Here is a 16449-nt window from a genome sequence, read left to right as displayed (position 1 = left end):
CGTTAACGGTTGGAGACGTCATGGCTGGACAATCCGTCCGTTCGTCCCACAATGGAACAAAAGACGGGAAAAACGAGGAAGCAATGGGAGGAACCAGATGCTCGGACTGATGCAGGAATGGCCGCTGCTCTGCCACAAGCTGATCGACAATGCCGAGCGGCAGCACGGGACGCGCGAGATCGTCTCGCGCTCGATCGAAGGTCCTGTCGTTCGCACCACCTATGCTGAAGTTCATCGCCGCGCGCTCAAGGTCGCTCAACGGTTGGAGCGCGATGGCTTTGTGCTCGGAGACCGCATCGCGACCCTGGCCTGGAACACGGCGCGCCACATAGAGGCCTGGTACGGCATCATGGGCATCGGCGCCATCTACCATACGCTTAACCCGCGTTTGTTCCCCGAGCAGATCGTCTGGATCATGAACAATGCGCAGGATAGAGGGATCTTCGTCGACCTGACCTTCATGCCGCTGCTGGAAAAGATCGCCGGCGCCGTCAAATCGCTGAAAAAGGTGATCGTCCTGACCGACAAGGCGCATCTGCCTGAAACGACGCTGCCGAATGTGGTTGCCTATGAGGACTGGTTGAACGAGGCCGATGGCGACTTCGCCTGGAAGGTTTTCGGCGAAAACACCGCAGCCGGCATGTGCTACACCTCCGGCACGACGGGCGATCCCAAAGGCGTGCTCTACAGCCACCGCTCGAATGTGCTGCATGCCATGATTGCTGCCATGCCCGACGCCATGGGCCTCTCCGCGCGGGACACGATCCTCCCCGTCGTGCCAATGTTCCATGCCAATGCCTGGGGCCTTGGCCAGAGCGCGCCGATGATCGGCGCCAAGCTGGTCATGCCCGGTTGCAAGATGGACGGCGCCTCGATCTACGAGCTGCTCGACACCGAGAAGGTGACCTTCAGCGCCGCCGTGCCGACCGTCTGGATGATGCTGCTGCAGCATCTGGAAGAGACCGGCAAGAAGCTTCCCTATCTCAGCAAAGTCGTCATCGGCGGCTCTTCCTGCCCGCGCGCCATCACCAGGAAATTCCAGGACAATTACGGTGTCGAAGTCATCCATGCCTGGGGCATGACCGAAATGTCACCGCTCGGCACGCTGTGCACCATGAAGCCGCAGTATCAAGCGCTCGAGGGCGAGGACCGGCTCGATATCCAGGGCAAGCAGGGCTACCCGCCCTTCGGGGTCGAGATGAAGGTGACGGATGACGACGACAAGGAACTGCCTTGGGACGGCAAGACCTTCGGCCGGCTGAAGGTGCGCGGTCCAGCCGTCGCCAGCGCCTATTATGGCGGCGTCGGCGCCGAGCAGTTCGACAAGGACGGCTGGTTCGACACTGGCGATGTCGCCCATATCGAGTCCGGCGGCTACATGCAGATCACCGATCGCGCCAAGGACGTCATTAAGTCGGGCGGCGAGTGGATATCGACCATCGACCTGGAGAACCTCGCCGTCGGCCATCCCGATGTCGCCGAGGCCGCGGCGATCGGCGTCCATCATTCGAAATGGGGCGAGCGGCCCTTGCTGGTCGTGGTCGCCAAGCCCGGCAAGGAACCGAGCAAGGCCGATATACTGGCGTTCATGGACGGCAAGGTGCCGAAATGGTGGATGCCCGACGACGTCGCTTTCGTCAGTGAAATCCCGCACACCGCCACCGGCAAGATCCAGAAGATCACCTTGCGCAAGCAGTTCAGCGACTACCGCCTGCCGACGGATTGACCGGGACCGTGCGTTTCCTTGACCTTCAAGCTACCGGCGGCAAAAACGTTAGGGCAGGGGATGTTCAATTTGAGCATCCTTTGCTCTAAGCGTCTGTGCGGGTTGGGGCGGTGCTGAAGACAATGGAAATTGACGAGCGGCAGACATCGAAGGCGGCCGGCTGGTCGCGGCGCACGGGCGCTTTTGCCCTGGTCCTGCTGCTCACCGTGCTGGCCGGCCATCATTTCGAACTGGTCGAAACGCCGGCCTTCCTGTGGGTGCTGGCGATCGTCGCCTTGCTTGCCGCGTTCGCTTTGCTGTTTGCCGGCCTCGCTTTGTCCCGGCTGTGGCATTTCGGTGACCGTGGCGGCCGCGACCTCTCGGTCGGCGCCCTGCTGGCGCTGCTGGTGCTGACGCCCTACGGCTTTGCCACCTATTTGGCGGCGACCACGCCGCCCCTGAGGGACATCACGACGGACCTCGACAATCCGCCAGTGCTCGACACCAGCGACCGCACCAAGGACATGAACGTGCTCGCGCTGCCAACGCCGGGCGAAGCGCGCCTGCAGGCCGACGCCTATCCGCTGGTCACCGGGCATAGCTACAATCTGCCTTTCGAAACCGTCGTCGACGCCGTTGAAACCGTGCTCGACCGCCGCGATTGGCAACTTACCGCGCCATATCCGGTGACGGACGGTCAGGACGAGGTGACGATATCGGCCGTTGCCCGGAGCTTCGTCGTCGGCCTGCCCGCCGACGTCGCCATCCGGGTCAGCAATGATGGCGACACCATCGTCGTCGACATGCGCTCGGCCTCCCGCTACGGCCGCTACGACCTCGGCGACAATGCCGCGCGTATCGTCGGGTTCCTCGCCGAACTTGATCAGGAAGTTGCGGGCCAGGTGGGTGCCGCGCCGGCCGAGTAGCTCTCTACCCCACCGGCACAAAAACGCCGTCGATGGCCGGGTCACCCTGGGTAGCAACCAGGCCGCGCGCCACCAGGTCCTCGAGATGGGCAAGCACCGACAGGCCGGCGGCGCCATGCAGGCGCGGGTCGGTGTCCCTGTAGATCGCCTTGACCATGTCCGGGATTGTCCGGTCGCCGCCCCGGATCCGTTCGAGGATCGCCCGTTCGCGCATCTTGCGGTGAGTCTTCAGCCCGCGCATGAAGCTGCGCGGCGCATTCACCGGGCCGCCATGGCCGGGCAGCAGCAGGCGGTCGCCGCGCGCGATCAATTTATCCAGCGAGGCCATGTAGTCGGCCATCGCGCCGTCCGGCGGCGCCACGATCGACGTCGCCCACGCCATCACATGGTCGGCCGAAAACAGGATGCCGGTGCCTTCGAGCGCAAATGCCGCGTGATTGGCGGTGTGGCCCGGCGTCAGCACCGTCCGGATCGTCCAGCCATCGCCCTCGACCAGCGTATCGTCGGGCAAAGTGACATCCGGCACGAAACCGGTGTCGGCGCTGGCGTCGAGCGGATTGATCTCGCCGATCCGCAGCGGCCTTGCCGGGCGGTGCGGGCCTTCGGCCAGCACGGCGGCACCGGTGCGCGCTTTCAGCCGGGCGGCCAGCGGAGAATGGTCGCGATGCGTGTGACTGACGAAAATATGGCTCACCGGCCGGTTTGCGATCACCTTCAGCAACGTCTGGAAATGCGCTTCATCATCCGGACCCGGGTCGATCACCGCCAGTGTGTCGCGGCCGACAATGTAGCTGTTTGTGCCGTGAAAGGTGAATGGGCTGGGGTTTTTGGCGGTGACGCGCAAGACCTCGAGCGCGACGGTGACGCCCCGGCCATAGGCGGGATCGAAGCTGGTGTCGAATTTGAGCGCCATGGCGGTGTCGTTGAACCTCTGTTCAGGAGGACGGCAAAACTGATTGCCGCATAACACGGAAGCCAATATAGAAAAACGCAAGGCCGCGATCTGCGGCAATCCGGATTGGGGAAGACCATGGCACTTGCAACGACGATGCGTCCGCTTGTTTCTCTCGCTTTGCCCCAGGAGGGCGCGCAGCGCCTGGCAACCCAGCTTTTGCTCGCGATCGCCGGAACGCTGCTTTTGACCCTGTCGGCCAAGACGAAAGTCGTGCTCGGGCCGGTCGACATCTCGATGCAGACGCTGGCCGTCCTGCTGATCGCCACCGCGTTTGGCCTGCGGCTTGGCGTCGCTACCCTGCTTCTCTACATGGCCGAAGGCGCCATGGGCTTCCCGGTCTTCCAGAGCACGCCTGAAAAGGGCATCGGCATCGCCTACATGATCGGCGGCACCGGCGGTTATCTCGCCGGCTTCGTCGTCATGGCGGCCATTGTCGGCTGGGCCGCCGACCGCGGCTGGGACCGCCACCCGATCAAGCTGTTCAACGCCATGCTGGTCGCCGAAATCGTCATGATGGCCATGGGCTTTGCCTGGCTGGCCACCCTCATCGGCGTGGAAAAGGCGTGGCAGTTCGGCGTTTTGCCGTTCGTCCTCGGGGATTTGATCAAGGTTGCGCTCGCCGCCAGCCTGGTGCCGGCGATATGGTCGCTGCTGCCCAAGCAGCCCTGAAACCGGACAAATGAATGAGCCGGCGGGTCCAAGGCCCGCCGGCTTTTTGTTGTCGCGCGTCCGCCAGCCGATGGCGCAAGCCGGTTGCCAAATCGCCACGCCCATTTGCATCGTCAGCTTGTGGCTGGTAGATCAAATTGCCGCGAGACGGCAGATGCAGAGCAATTCTGGCGCCGATCCACGGCCGAGATTGAATTGACAAGCCATTGCGCGAAACCTAAGCACGAGCAACTTGATTTCAGGGCGGGGGCCGGCAATTCAAGGAGAGCTTGTGAAAGGAATAATCCTTGCGGGAGGCAGCGGGACGCGTCTTTATCCCCTAACATTAGCGATCTCTAAGCAAGTCCTGCCGATATACGACAAGCCGATGATTTTTTATCCGCTGAGCGTCTTGATGCTCGCCGGTATCCGCCAGATTTTGATCATTTCGACACCTCGCGACTTGCCGGTGTTTCGGGAGTTGCTGGGCGACGGTTCGGAATTCGGGGTCGAATTCTCCTATGCCGAGCAGGCGCAGCCCAACGGGCTTGCCGAGGCCTTCATCATCGGCCGCGACTTCATCGGCAAGGATAATGTGTCGATGATTCTCGGCGACAACATCTATTTCGGCGAGGGCCTGTCGCAGCTCTGCCGCACTGCTGCGCAGCGCCAAAGCGGCGCGTCGGTGTTCGCCTACCATGTCGAGGACCCGCAGCGCTACGGCGTGGTGTCGTTCGACAAGCTCAGCGGCACGGCTTTGACGATCGAGGAGAAGCCGCCGGAGCCGAAGTCCAACTGGGCGGTCACCGGCCTCTATTTCTACGACAATGAGGTCGTCGACATCGCGTCGACGATCAAGCCCTCGGCGCGTGGCGAACTCGAGATCACGGCGGTCAACAACGTCTATCTCGAGCGCGGGAAATTGCACGTGCATCAGCTCGGCCGCGGCTATGCCTGGCTCGACACCGGCACGCATGACAGCCTGCATGAAGCCTCTTCCTTCGTGCGCACGATCGAGCACCGCCAGGGGATCAAGGTCGCCTGTCCTGAAGAAATCGCTTTCGAGCAGGGCTGGCTGACCGCCGACAAGGTGCTTGAGCGCGCCACGCGACTGGGCAAGAACGAATACGCCGCCTATCTGCGCCGGCGTGTCACCGAGCTGACGGAGACATAGGGTGCTGGAAGTCAGGCAGCTCGGTTTGGACGGCGTGCTGGAAATCGTGCCGAAGCGGCACGGCGATGCGCGCGGTTATTTCATCGAAACCTGGAATGCCGAGGCCTTTGCCGAGGCCGGCATCGATCTGCGTTTCGTCCAGGACAATCATTCCTATTCGGCTGCCGCAGGTGTCGTGCGGGGGCTTCACTATCAACTGCCTCCACGCGCGCAGGACAAGCTGCTGCGTGTAATCAGAGGCCGCATTCTCGACGTGGCGGTCGACATCCGCCGCAGCTCGAAAACCTTCGGAAAATGGGTCGCGCTCGAAATATCGGCCGAGAGAGGCAACCAGATCCTCGTGCCGAAGGGTTTCGCGCACGGTTTCGTCACGCTCGTGCCGGACACCGAGGTTCTGTATAAGGTCACCGACACCTATTCGCCGGCGCATGATCGATCGATCCGTTTCGACGATCCTGATATCGGCATCGATTGGCCGTCGCCGGTCGGCGCCTTCGAGCTCTCGGCCAAGGACCTCAAGGCGTCGGCGCTTGCTGAGGCCGAGGTGTTCGCATGACGCGCGACGATGTGAGGAGAGCGCCATGAATTTTCTGGTGACAGGCGGTGCCGGCTTCATCGGCTCGGCCGTGTGCCGGCATTTGTGCGCCAATCCGGCCTACCATGTGACCAATCTCGACAAGCTCACCTATGCCGGCAATCTGGCCTCGCTGCGCACCATCGAGAATGCACACAACTACAAATTTGCGCAGGCCGACATCTGTGACGAGCGGGCGGTTCTCGACATCCTCCACCGCGACGAGATCGACGTCGTCATGAACCTCGCCGCCGAAAGCCATGTCGACCGCTCGATCGACGGACCCGGCGCCTTCATCGAGACCAACATCGTCGGTACCTACCGGGTGCTGAATTCGGCGCTCGAATATTGGCGCGGCCTTGACGAGGACAGGAAGGCGCGCTTCCGCTTCCACCATGTCTCGACCGACGAGGTGTTCGGCGATCTGCCCTTCGATGGCGGCATGTTCGTGGAGGAGACGCCTTACGCGCCATCCTCGCCCTATTCCGCCTCCAAGGCCGCATCCGACCATCTGGTGCGGGCCTGGCACGAGACGTACGGCCTGCCGGTCGTGCTCTCCAACTGTTCGAACAATTACGGGCCTTATCACTTCCCCGAAAAGCTGATCCCGCTGGTCATCCTCAACGCGCTCGACGAAAAGCCGCTGCCGGTCTACGGCGCTGGCGCCAATGTGCGCGACTGGCTGTTCGTCGAGGATCACGCCCGTGCTCTGGAACTGGTCGCCACAAAGGGCCAGCCCGGCGAAAGTTACAATGTCGGCGGCAATTCCGAGCGTACCAACCTTGGCGTCGTCGAGACGATCTGCGGCCTGCTCGACATCAGGCGTCCGCGCAGCGGCGGCAGGAGCTACCGCGATTTGATCAGCTTCGTCACCGATCGGCCCGGCCACGACCGCCGCTATGCAATCGATGCCTCCAAGATCGGCCGGGATCTCGGTTGGGCGCCGGCGGAGAGTTTCGACAGCGGCCTTGCAAGGACCGTCGACTGGTTCCTCGACAACAAATGGTGGTGGGGACCGATCCGCGAGCAGCGCTACGCCGGCGAGCGGCTGGGGCAAGTCCGGTCGCGCGGCCAGGTTGAAGGCAGGAAGGGCGCGGCGTGAGGCTGGTTGTCACCGGACGCGAGGGTCAGGTCGCTGCCAGCCTGCTGGAGGCCGGGCAGAGGCGCGATGGCATCGAGGTCGTCACCCTCGGCCGCCCAGTGCTCGATCTGGCGCGGCCCGATACGGTGTTCGACGCACTCGCGGCAGCGCGGCCGGATATTGTGGTGTCGGCTGCCGCCTACACCGCGGTCGACCAGGCCGAGGACGAGCCCGATCTTGCCTTCGCTGTGAACGCCGTCGGCGCCGGCAAGGTCGCCGAGGCGGCCGCGAAGCTCGGCGTGCCCGTAATCCATCTGTCGACCGACTACGTCTTCGATGGCACCAAGGACGGCGCCTATGTCGAGACCGACGCCACCGCACCGCTCGGCGTCTACGGCGCCTCCAAGCTTGCCGGCGAGCTGGCCGTGGCCGCCGTCAATCCGCGCCATCTGATCCTGCGCACGGCCTGGGCTTATAGCCCGTTCGGCAAGAATTTCGTCAGGATCATCCTTGGGCTCGCCGCCAACCGCGACGAGATCGCGGTGGTTGCCGACCAATGGGGAAATCCGACCTCCGCTTTTGATTTAGCTGACGCGATCCTGGTTTCGTCGGCGGTCCTGCATGGCGACAGAAGTTTTGCTCGCTTTGGCGTGTATCATCTCGTGGGAACCGGTGACACTAACCGGAGTGGCTTCGCGCATCATATCCTGGCTACGAGTCGAGCGCTTGACGGGCCCTACGCTGCGGTGAAGGAGATATCCACGAGTGACTACCCGACCAAGGCGCTGCGCCCGCGAAATTCTCGGTTATCGACGGCGGAGTTCGAAGGCACATTCAACTGGACGGCACCGGATTGGCACGGTTCCACCGTAGACGTCGTATCCCGTCTTTTGATCGCGGAGACGAAATGCACGCCAACCCTATGAACCAGCAGGCGCTACCGGAGCACATTTGATGTCAGTTCAGCTATTTGTACCGAATTTCCGTATTGAAGAATGCCTGTCGGAAATCCGTGAGTGCCTTGAAAAAGGATGGACAGGTCTTGGCTTCAAGACTGCGGAGTTTGAAACGGCGTGGAAGAACTATACCGGCATTCCGCATGCCCACTTCCTGAATTCCAACACGGTTGGACTTCACCTGGCTTTTGAGCTTTTCAAATCCAAGCACGGATGGAGCGACGACGACGAGGTTATCACGACGCCGCTGACTTTCGTTTCGACCAATCACGCCATCCTTCAGACAGGCCTCAAGCCGGTGTTCGCAGACGTTGATGAATACCTCTGCCTCGACCCCGAAAGCGTGCTCAAGCGGATCACGGACAAGACAAAAGCGCTGATCTTTGTCGGCATGGGAGGCAATACGGGCCGCTATCAGGAGATACTGGAGATTTGTCGCGCGCATGACATCAAGCTGGTGCTCGATGCGGCTCATATGTCAGGCACACGGGTCAACGGAACGCACATTGGCGGTGATGCCGATGCGACGATATTCAGTTTTCAGGCCGTCAAAAATCTTCCCACAGCCGATTCTGGAATGATCTGCTTCAAGGAGGCAGAGGATGACGAGCGAGTTCGTAAGCTGACTTGGTTGGGGATCAACAAGGATACATATGCTCGCACGGCCGCTCAGGGCGCCTACAAATGGATGTATGACGTCGAGGAGCTTGGCTACAAGTATCACGGCAACTCCATCATGGCCGCGATTGCTATCGTGCAGCTGAAATATCTTGATGTCGACAACGCGTTCCGGCGTCAGCTGGCATTTTGGTACCGTCACCATCTTGAGGGTCACAACCACGTCAATGTAGTGCCGACCGTGGATAGTTGTGAGTCTGCCCAGCATCTTCTCCAGATACGCGTTCAGAACCGCGATAATCTGATGCTTGCCCTTAACGAGCACGGTGTCTATCCCGGCGTTCACTATCGTGACAACACCGACTACCGGATGTACGCCTTCGCGGCAGGTACCTGTCCAAATGCTTCGGCGGCAAGCAAGGAAATCATATCGTTGCCGCTGCATCTTCGCATGAGCAAGACGGATGTGGACTTGGTTTCCGAACTGGTTCTCAAATACGCCCAATGAAACCGCAAATCGCCCCTTTCGGAGACGGCACGGTTATCTTGAGGCTCGTGGAGGAGCGGGATCTCGAGACAATCCTTGCCTGGCGCAATCGTGACGACGCACGCGTCTGGTTCAACACATCCGACAGGATCAACCTTGCCGCGCATATCGCCTGGTACAAAAGCTACCTCAAAAAGAAAAATGATTTTTTCTTTCTGGTGGAAGCGAATGGCCACCCGGTCGGCCAGTGCGCCATTTACGATATCGATGAGAATACCCGGAGCGCGGAAGTTGGCCGATTTCTAGTCGCGCCAGAAATGGCTGGCAAAGGCTATATCGGCCGCTCATGCGCGGAAATCGTCCGCTTCGGCACGCAATTCCTGAACCTCTCCTATCTCTTCCTTGAGGTCATGGAGCAAAATACAAAAGCCATTCGCCTTTACATACGCGAGGGGTTTATTGAGGAAGGCCGTTCCGATGGCTTGATCCGCATGGGCTTGGGTCGAGGTAGAACTCCATGACCGCGAGGCGCAATTTCATGCTAACGCCTCCGCGCCGGGCTATGTGAGCTCGACATGGCCAGGATCCTAATGATCATAGAGGCAAAAATTGCCACTACATATTTGCTTGAGCAAATCATGGAGGCCTGTCGGGCTCATGGCGTCGATCACGAAGTAAAATTCATGACCGAACTTCAGGTAGGTGACTTTTCACCAAATACAATTCCAATGTTTGTAAGGTGCGCCGACTCACAGGCTTCGGCATGGGCAAAACTACTCTCTGATGCGGGCAGGCCATATGTGTACTATATCGATGATAATTTTTGGAGAATTGTTGGAGACAATCCTCTCGCATTGTATTATCGGCATCCAACTGTCAGGAAATCGTTGGAGTTTATGGTTTCTCATGCTGAGACCGTTATCGTAAACTCCCCCGAACTGGCTAGGTTCGTATCAAGTTTTAATGCCCGCGTGACGGTTCTGCCGTCGTTTTTCGATTTTTCACTCATTGACGGCCCGTCTTCGGTTTCTACTGACGAAATCCGAATCGGCTTTGCGGGAAGCCCTTCGCGGGTTGCTGATTTGAGTTTGATATCGCCGCTTATTCAGCCGATCCTGGAGAGATTTCCAAAAACGGTATTCGAGTTCGCCGGTGTCCTTCCATGGGGAGTCAAGGCCGGCGCACGAGTTCGGTTTTTTCCGCACACTGGCGACTACGGCGCCTACATCAAATTCCAGACTTCGAGAAATTGGGCGATTGGCTTGGCACCTCTGATCGACCATGAAGCAAACCGCAGCAAGACAGATAACAAGTATCGTGAGTATGGCGCCCTTCGTATAGCCGGGATATACTCAAACATTACTCCATACAAAGACGTCGTAAGGGATGCACAAACAGGACTTCTCGTTGACAATACCGAGAAAGCGTGGCTGGATGCGATATCAATGCTGGTTAAGTTGCCGGAAAAACGAAATGAATTGATTGGTGTCGCATTTGATGACGCTAAGAAACGATATACTTTAAGTACGGTCTCCCAGAATTGGGCTGACGTATTCATTCAAATGGATGGCCGTCGTCCGAAAAATGTAAAAAAGCTTAATTTGAGAAAAGTTAGGTGGGAGAAATTATGGGGGAGATTCGAAAGGTATAGAGTACACTTTATGGTGAACTATCGAGATGGAGGGTGTTTTCTTATCACCCAGAAAATAATTCGAAAAATACTGGTTCGTGCCTAGTGCTTTATGTCAATCGCATGGGGCGCTCATTTGACAGGTTATCCGGCCACATGATCTTTTGCGAATTGGCAAGGCGCCCATGGGCTTGCCGTCTCCATCTGCAGCATCTCGCCGGTCACGGTCGGGGAGCACTGCAACGCGATGCTGAAATCACCCTCCATGGCGGCGCGACTCAAGCGAAACGGCAAACTCGGTACTGCTCATGAAACACAGCTATTCAAGTGCGGACAAGAACAGGCTGCTCCGTGACGTCTTGCGCTCGCTTCTGCTTCATCGCGTCTGGTTTTTTATCGGCGTGCAAGACATCAAGCGTCGCTATCACCGTTCGTTCATCGGTCCGCTGTGGATTCTGCTCAACCTTGGACTCTATGTGGGGGCTATAGGTTTCGTTTACGGCGTCATGTTCGGGCAGGATCTGGGGGCCTTTCTTCCTTACCTGATGCTGGGTTTCGTTATCTGGGGGTTGATTTCCGCCTCCATCATCGATGCTGGCATGGTTTTCATAAATGCGGAGGGCTATATCAAGCAGTTCTCATACCCAAAGCAAATATACATTATGAGGACTTTAGTAAGTAGCAGTATGAATTTTGTAATTGGCCTGTTCGCTATCGGAATATTGCAGATTGCGCTTGGTATTTTTGAAGTTACCGGATGGCTTACGGCTGTTCCTGGTCTATTTATGTTATATATTGCCCTGATTGGTCATATCACGATATTCTCCTACCTAGGCGTTGCTTTTCGAGATCTTCCGCATGCCTTATCTGGTGTTTTGCAGGTCCTGTTCTATCTGACGCCGATCGTGGTTCCTGCCAGTGTTCTGAAGGATCACGGCCTGGAGCTCGTCTATATGATTAACCCCATCTACCATTTGATCGATATCGTGCGCCATCCAATTCTGTATACAAGCTTCGCTCCGCTTTTTTCATACGAATTTGTGGCTGCCTATATTCTGATCTTGTACGGGATTGCTTGGTGCGTGGCTTCGCGGTTGGACAAAAAAGTGGTGTTCCTCCTTTGACGCAGAACTTCATACGACTGCATAACGCCGGCGTAATTTTCACCGGCGATATGAATACCGATGGGCTGATAGGCTGGTTGACCAGGAGACGCAGCGCGGGAGCGGCTCCCGGCGCCTATGCGGTTGAGGCCCTCAAGAATGTCACTGTTGCTATCGAGCAGGGCGAGAGGGTGGGGCTTATCGGCCTGAATGGGGCGGGGAAGAGCACGCTGTTGAAGGTGATGGCCGGCATCTACGCGCCGACCAGCGGAGTCGTCGAAACCGAAGGGCATGTTTGCCCGATGTTCGAGTTCGCAACCGGTTTCGAGATGAATCAAACCGGCCGGGACAACATCCGCATCCGCGGCTTGCTGCTTGGCATGACGCCCGATGAGATCGAGGCGAAGCTGCCGGAGATTGAGGAGTTTACGGAGCTTGGCGAGTTCCTGGGATATCCCGTTCGGACATATTCCGCGGGTATGTTCATTCGCCTCGCATTTGCTGTTTCAACGAGCATAAACCCGGAAATATTGCTTATAGATGAGGTGATGGGCGCTGGAGATATTCGTTTTGCGAAGAAGGCAAAACGTCGTATGTTTGAATTTATGGAACAGGGTAAGATTCTTGTTTTCTCATCTCATAACTTTGATTTGTTGAAGAGTTTTTGCGCAAGAACTATCTGGATAGATAAGGGAATAATTGTTATGGATGGCGACACATCAGAGGTGATATCTGGATACGAGGCCTCGCAGCGATAAACTGTCTGCCTTGCGGCGGAGTAGAGCGGAGATCGACGTCACGTCGGCTTGTACGCGGAGCTCAATAGATATTTGAATTCGGAGGAAATATGAGATTCGGTGATTGTGGCCACGATCTTTCCATTAGCCACATCGACAGAAGGCGGTCGGTACCAGAAGTGACGGCGATCCTTCCTACTTTTGCGCGTGCTAACGGGTCCTTGCGGCTTTCAATTGAGAGCGTGCTTTCGCAAAGCTATGGCGATTTCGAGCTGATCATTGTGGATGACGGTTCGCGCGATGGAACTGCCGATGTGCTGAGTGAGTACCAGCTTGCCGATCCACGGGTCATCATACATTCGTACAAGCACAACAGTGGTCTTCCAGCCTTGCGCGTCAATCAGGCCGCGCTTCACGGTCGCGGCAAGTACATTGCCTATCAGTTTGATGATGATCTTTGGACGGAGGACAGCTTAAAGGTGCGTATGGCTTGGCTTGGGCGTCAAGCTGTTCCAAGCGTCGCCTATGGTAGCTGCGACGCCTATCGTGCGACGGACAAAGGCGATGTCTTTCTGCGGGTGCTTGGGCAGGAGTTCAATTATGGACTCCTGCTGCATGGCAACTATATCGCAAACAACTCAGTAATTCACCATGCTGCTCTTTTTGAAAGGCATGGCATGTACGACCCTCACGTGGCGGCCAGGCGATACTCGGACTACGATCTCTGGCTTCGTTTCGGAAGAAGTGCTCCCTTTCAATGGGTGGATGCGACGTGTTCGATCGTTCGCGCCGACATGGAGAACTCGCTTGGCCGGGATGTGCGGTCAGATTTTACCCGCACCTTGAAATACCTGCAGCTTGCGCGAGACAATCAGCTGAAGCCTGACAATATTGCTGGCTATGATGTGATTGGCGCCGAACATTGGAGGAACAGATTCTCGAAGTCCGAGATACAGAGGTACTATAGAGAAGAGGCTCTGCCGTTTGTTTCGAGATATAATGACTACTGTAGCCCCTCAGAGCTGGCCGTTGCCGCATCCGGGGCTATGCAGCACAAGCGTATACTGGTGACGAAGCCTGATTACAGCACGTCTGTGGATGTGGCCGTTCGTAATTTTGAGAACCTTGAAAATCAAAGAGGCTTTAGCAGTACCTTCGTAAGGGAGCGAGATGTACGGCACTTCGACACGTCGGACACGGACATGGCCATCCTATACCGTACTGTGGGTCCCGCAGAGCAACTGTTGGCTGGTAAGGGGCGAAGGGGCATTCCGTGTGCCTATTTGATGGACGACAACATGCTTCGCTTCCATGAAGTGGGGGCAGAACATTCCTCTATCGCGCCTGGTACGCCTGGATACCGAAGCATAGTGACGCAGATATCCGCAGCCGATGCTGTTATCGGGTACAGCGATGAAATTATTGACGATTTTGGAGAGTATAATCGCCATAGGATTAGACTTCAATCCAATATACGTCGTCGTTATATTGAAAAACGAGAATACGGGAGGTCTGGAAAATTTCGAATAGCGATTTTTAGCAATAAATTTCGAGGTGTTATTATCGCAAAAATCTGGGCTGGGCTACAACGTGTGGCGTCAGATTATAAGGATGACGTCGAATTTCACTTCTGGGGAATCGATCCGCGTGATTTCCCTGCTCTGGAGTGCGATGTCTATTTCAAGCCGTTCACCCATTCATATGACAGCTATCTTGCTGAACTAAGCAGCACTTATTTCGATATTTCGCTCACGCCTCTTGAGGGTGAGACACGTGCTGAACGGAGTAAGAGCCCTGTCAAATTGTTAGAATCGGTCACGGCAGGTGCGATTAGCGTAATGAGTAATGTGGCGCCGTATAGCCGCTTGCCCGATTCGGTTTGTGTCAAGGTGAGCAATCGACCTGATGACTGGGCAAACGCGATTGAAGGTCTGATCAAGATGAAGGCCGAGCAACGCGACAAAATATTGGAGAAGGTTCGTAGATATGTAGAAACCCATTATACCACGGAAAATCAATACTACGATTTTTATGGTGCGCTCGCCGCGACAGCACTTCATTCGCGTTTGAAGGATAAGGCAATTCTCTATGGCTTTCATGAGGCCGCGCTGGGAGGAGCAACCCTTCATTTGCTGCGGCATGCGGCGCTGGTATCTTCTTTCGGTTTCGACGTTGTGGGTTTGGTTCCGCAGGACGAGAGGTTTGGACCAGAATTTGCTCGTCTTTGGTGCGCGGCAACGAAGGATGCTCCGCTGTTGGAGGAGAACTGGCAGAACGGAATGAATGGTGTCGATGCGTCGAAAATCCGGTCGCTTCATGAGAGAGATCGGGAGGGTGCCCAACGCATTGGCGAAAGATTAGCTGGGCTTAATATAGGACTTCTTCACTTCGCAACCTGGCAGCCAGCTATGACGGCGCTTGGATTCGAACTTGGGGTTCCAGTTGTCGCTAGCGTTCATCAATACTATGAGGGCGCCAATACGACGGGCTTCGCCCATGCAATTCATTGCTCCTCGGCGACACATGGGGAGCGGTGGAAGAAAGAGTCTGGGGTCGCCGTGCGCCGTATCGTCTGCCCCGTCGAAGATATCTATCTCTCGCTATTCCAAGCACAGGAGGTTCGGAACTTTTCCATACGAGATCCGCTGCAGATAGTGGTTTCGGGAACGTTGCAGCCTCGCAAGAATCAACTCGCCGCCATCAACGCGGCCGTGCTTCTGCGAAAGGCTGGGCACAACGTTACTGTCCACGTGATCGGTTACGATGACCTTCATGTTGAGTACGCCAAGGAGTGCCGCGATTATGTGGCGGAACAAGGTCTGGAAAACCACGTCATCTTTCATGGGTTCGTTTCCGATCCGGAACGCTTCTACGCAGGCTGCGACGTGTTGCTCATTTCCGCCCTGGACGAATCTATGCCGCAGACGATGCTTCAGGCTATGGCGTCTGGTGTCGCTGTTATCTCGCCCAGTGTTGGCGGCGTATCCGAATTGATCAAGCATCGTTACAACGGGTTGATTGCCAAGGATACGTCCCCCGAGGAACTGGCGAATGCTGTTATGGAGTTTCTTGGATATCCAGTTGTGCGGCGATCTGAGATGTTAAGAAGTGCTTATCGGACGATAAGCGTCCTGGGACGTTCAAGCTATGTCCGTGCCGAATTGATGGATCTCTATGGGGCAGCCTTCAGCAAGGCGGCGTCCGAGAAGTCGATCGAGGCGGTCGCTGATGTCTCGATGGCTCGACCGGACGTGCTCCCAGAGAGATTTGAGCCCGCTGTGGTTTCCACAATTGCCAGGCTCCATTCGGAGGTTGAAGCTCAACATTTCTCACGTCCACTCAGGCTTGCGAGAGCCGTTAACTGGCGGACGAGCGAAATGTGGGACATGGTTTCTTCCGTTTTCGCTCCGCTTGACCTTTTCAGCCGCCAGCACTTCGGCCGCATGCGACGTGATGAACTGCGTCTGAGCGAGGATCTCTCGAGCATATCTTATAGAGAATATACCGTTCGTTTCGCGCTTACCTCCCTATCGGTTGTCCATCTTGGCATCGTGCCACTTATTCGGACGCAGGCAGGGCTCATAGGCATAGAGATCGTGTCCAGCAATGATAAGATTATGGGTTCCGTGACCCGCTCACTCGCCGATATTGAAGAGGGCCTCCCCGCAAGATTTTCGTTTGACACGCCTGTTCGTGATCTTCAGGCGGGGTGGCGGCTCAGAGTTTTCGTGCGCGAAGCGGACGTACCGGTCACCATCTATGAGGTGGTGCGGCCACCGGTGATCTACGGCGCACTAAAGCGTTTTCCCTTCGCTAGATTCGAGTAGCTACGGTCGCTGCGTCTAAAGCGAGTGA

Annotated in this window: 14 protein-coding genes; 13 read left to right on the top strand and 1 reads right to left on the bottom strand. The window is 57.1% G+C overall.

Features of this window, described 5'->3' with window-relative positions; translation table 11 throughout:
- The first annotated feature begins 97 nt into the window (after window positions 1–97).
- Together NKI32_RS22375 and NKI32_RS22370 are read left to right on the top strand one after the other, a co-directional pair.
- Window positions 98–1726, top strand: coding sequence for a fatty-acid--CoA ligase (locus tag NKI32_RS22375; protein WP_352514498.1), 1629 nt, complete (start codon window positions 98–100; stop codon window positions 1724–1726).
- A 122-nt stretch (window positions 1727–1848) separates the two neighbouring features.
- Entirely contained in the window at window positions 1849–2631 is a 783-nt protein-coding gene (locus NKI32_RS22370; protein ID WP_023684603.1) for a DUF1499 domain-containing protein, read from the top strand.
- A gap of 4 nt (window positions 2632–2635) precedes the next feature.
- On the opposite strand, the gene NKI32_RS22365 is transcribed toward NKI32_RS22370, so the two are convergent.
- Complete coding sequence (locus NKI32_RS22365) at window positions 2636–3544, bottom strand: MBL fold metallo-hydrolase (RefSeq protein WP_352667471.1); 909 nt, start codon at window positions 3542–3544, stop codon at window positions 2636–2638.
- A 117-nt stretch (window positions 3545–3661) separates the two neighbouring features.
- On the opposite strand from NKI32_RS22365, the gene NKI32_RS22360 reads away from it, so the two are divergent.
- The 11 genes from NKI32_RS22360 (at window position 3662) to NKI32_RS22310 (ending at window position 16421) form a co-directional block, all read left to right on the top strand.
- A complete protein-coding gene (locus NKI32_RS22360) occupies window positions 3662–4255 on the top strand; it encodes a biotin transporter BioY (protein ID WP_023670701.1) in 594 nt (197 codons plus the stop codon).
- Between the two features lie 271 nt (window positions 4256–4526).
- A complete protein-coding gene (gene rfbA / locus NKI32_RS22355) occupies window positions 4527–5408 on the top strand; it encodes a glucose-1-phosphate thymidylyltransferase RfbA (RefSeq protein ID WP_023731361.1) in 882 nt (293 codons plus the stop codon).
- Between the two features lies 1 nt (window position 5409).
- A complete protein-coding gene (rfbC, locus tag NKI32_RS22350; RefSeq protein ID WP_352512870.1) occupies window positions 5410–5964 on the top strand; it encodes a dTDP-4-dehydrorhamnose 3,5-epimerase in 555 nt (184 codons plus the stop codon).
- A gap of 25 nt (window positions 5965–5989) precedes the next feature.
- Window positions 5990–7084 (top strand): dTDP-glucose 4,6-dehydratase, encoded by a 1095-nt coding sequence (gene rfbB, locus NKI32_RS22345; protein ID WP_023670704.1) that lies wholly within the window; start codon window positions 5990–5992, stop codon window positions 7082–7084.
- Entirely contained in the window at window positions 7081–7989 is a 909-nt protein-coding gene (gene rfbD, locus NKI32_RS22340; protein WP_352904691.1) for a dTDP-4-dehydrorhamnose reductase, read from the top strand. The genes rfbB and rfbD overlap by 4 nt, the downstream gene beginning before the upstream one ends.
- 28 nt (window positions 7990–8017) lie before the next feature.
- Window positions 8018–9145, top strand: a complete 1128-nt coding sequence (locus NKI32_RS22335; RefSeq protein WP_352512866.1) for a DegT/DnrJ/EryC1/StrS family aminotransferase — start codon at window positions 8018–8020, stop codon at window positions 9143–9145.
- Entirely contained in the window at window positions 9142–9645 is a 504-nt protein-coding gene (locus tag NKI32_RS22330) for a GNAT family N-acetyltransferase (protein WP_023731357.1), read from the top strand. The genes NKI32_RS22335 and NKI32_RS22330 overlap by 4 nt, the downstream gene beginning before the upstream one ends.
- 54 nt (window positions 9646–9699) lie before the next feature.
- Window positions 9700–10860 carry a glycosyltransferase family protein gene (locus NKI32_RS22325; RefSeq protein WP_353003636.1) on the top strand — a complete coding sequence of 387 codons (1161 nt, stop codon included), beginning with the start codon at window positions 9700–9702 and terminating at the stop codon, window positions 10858–10860.
- A 202-nt stretch (window positions 10861–11062) separates the two neighbouring features.
- Window positions 11063–11878 (top strand): ABC transporter permease, encoded by an 816-nt coding sequence (locus tag NKI32_RS22320; protein ID WP_352512863.1) that lies wholly within the window; start codon window positions 11063–11065, stop codon window positions 11876–11878.
- A complete protein-coding gene (locus NKI32_RS22315; RefSeq protein ID WP_352512861.1) occupies window positions 11833–12615 on the top strand; it encodes an ABC transporter ATP-binding protein in 783 nt (260 codons plus the stop codon). The genes NKI32_RS22320 and NKI32_RS22315 overlap by 46 nt, the downstream gene beginning before the upstream one ends.
- 89 nt (window positions 12616–12704) lie before the next feature.
- On the top strand, window positions 12705–16421 hold the full coding sequence (locus NKI32_RS22310; protein WP_353003633.1) for a glycosyltransferase: 3717 nt from the start codon (window positions 12705–12707) through the stop codon (window positions 16419–16421).
- Window positions 16422–16449 lie beyond the last annotated feature (28 nt).

Source organism: Mesorhizobium sp. M0761 (assembly GCF_040320205.1).
Classification (GTDB): Bacteria; Pseudomonadota; Alphaproteobacteria; order Rhizobiales; family Rhizobiaceae; genus Mesorhizobium.
The sequence above is the reverse complement of the archived record's forward strand: the minus strand, read 5'-3'. Positions and strand labels throughout refer to the sequence as shown.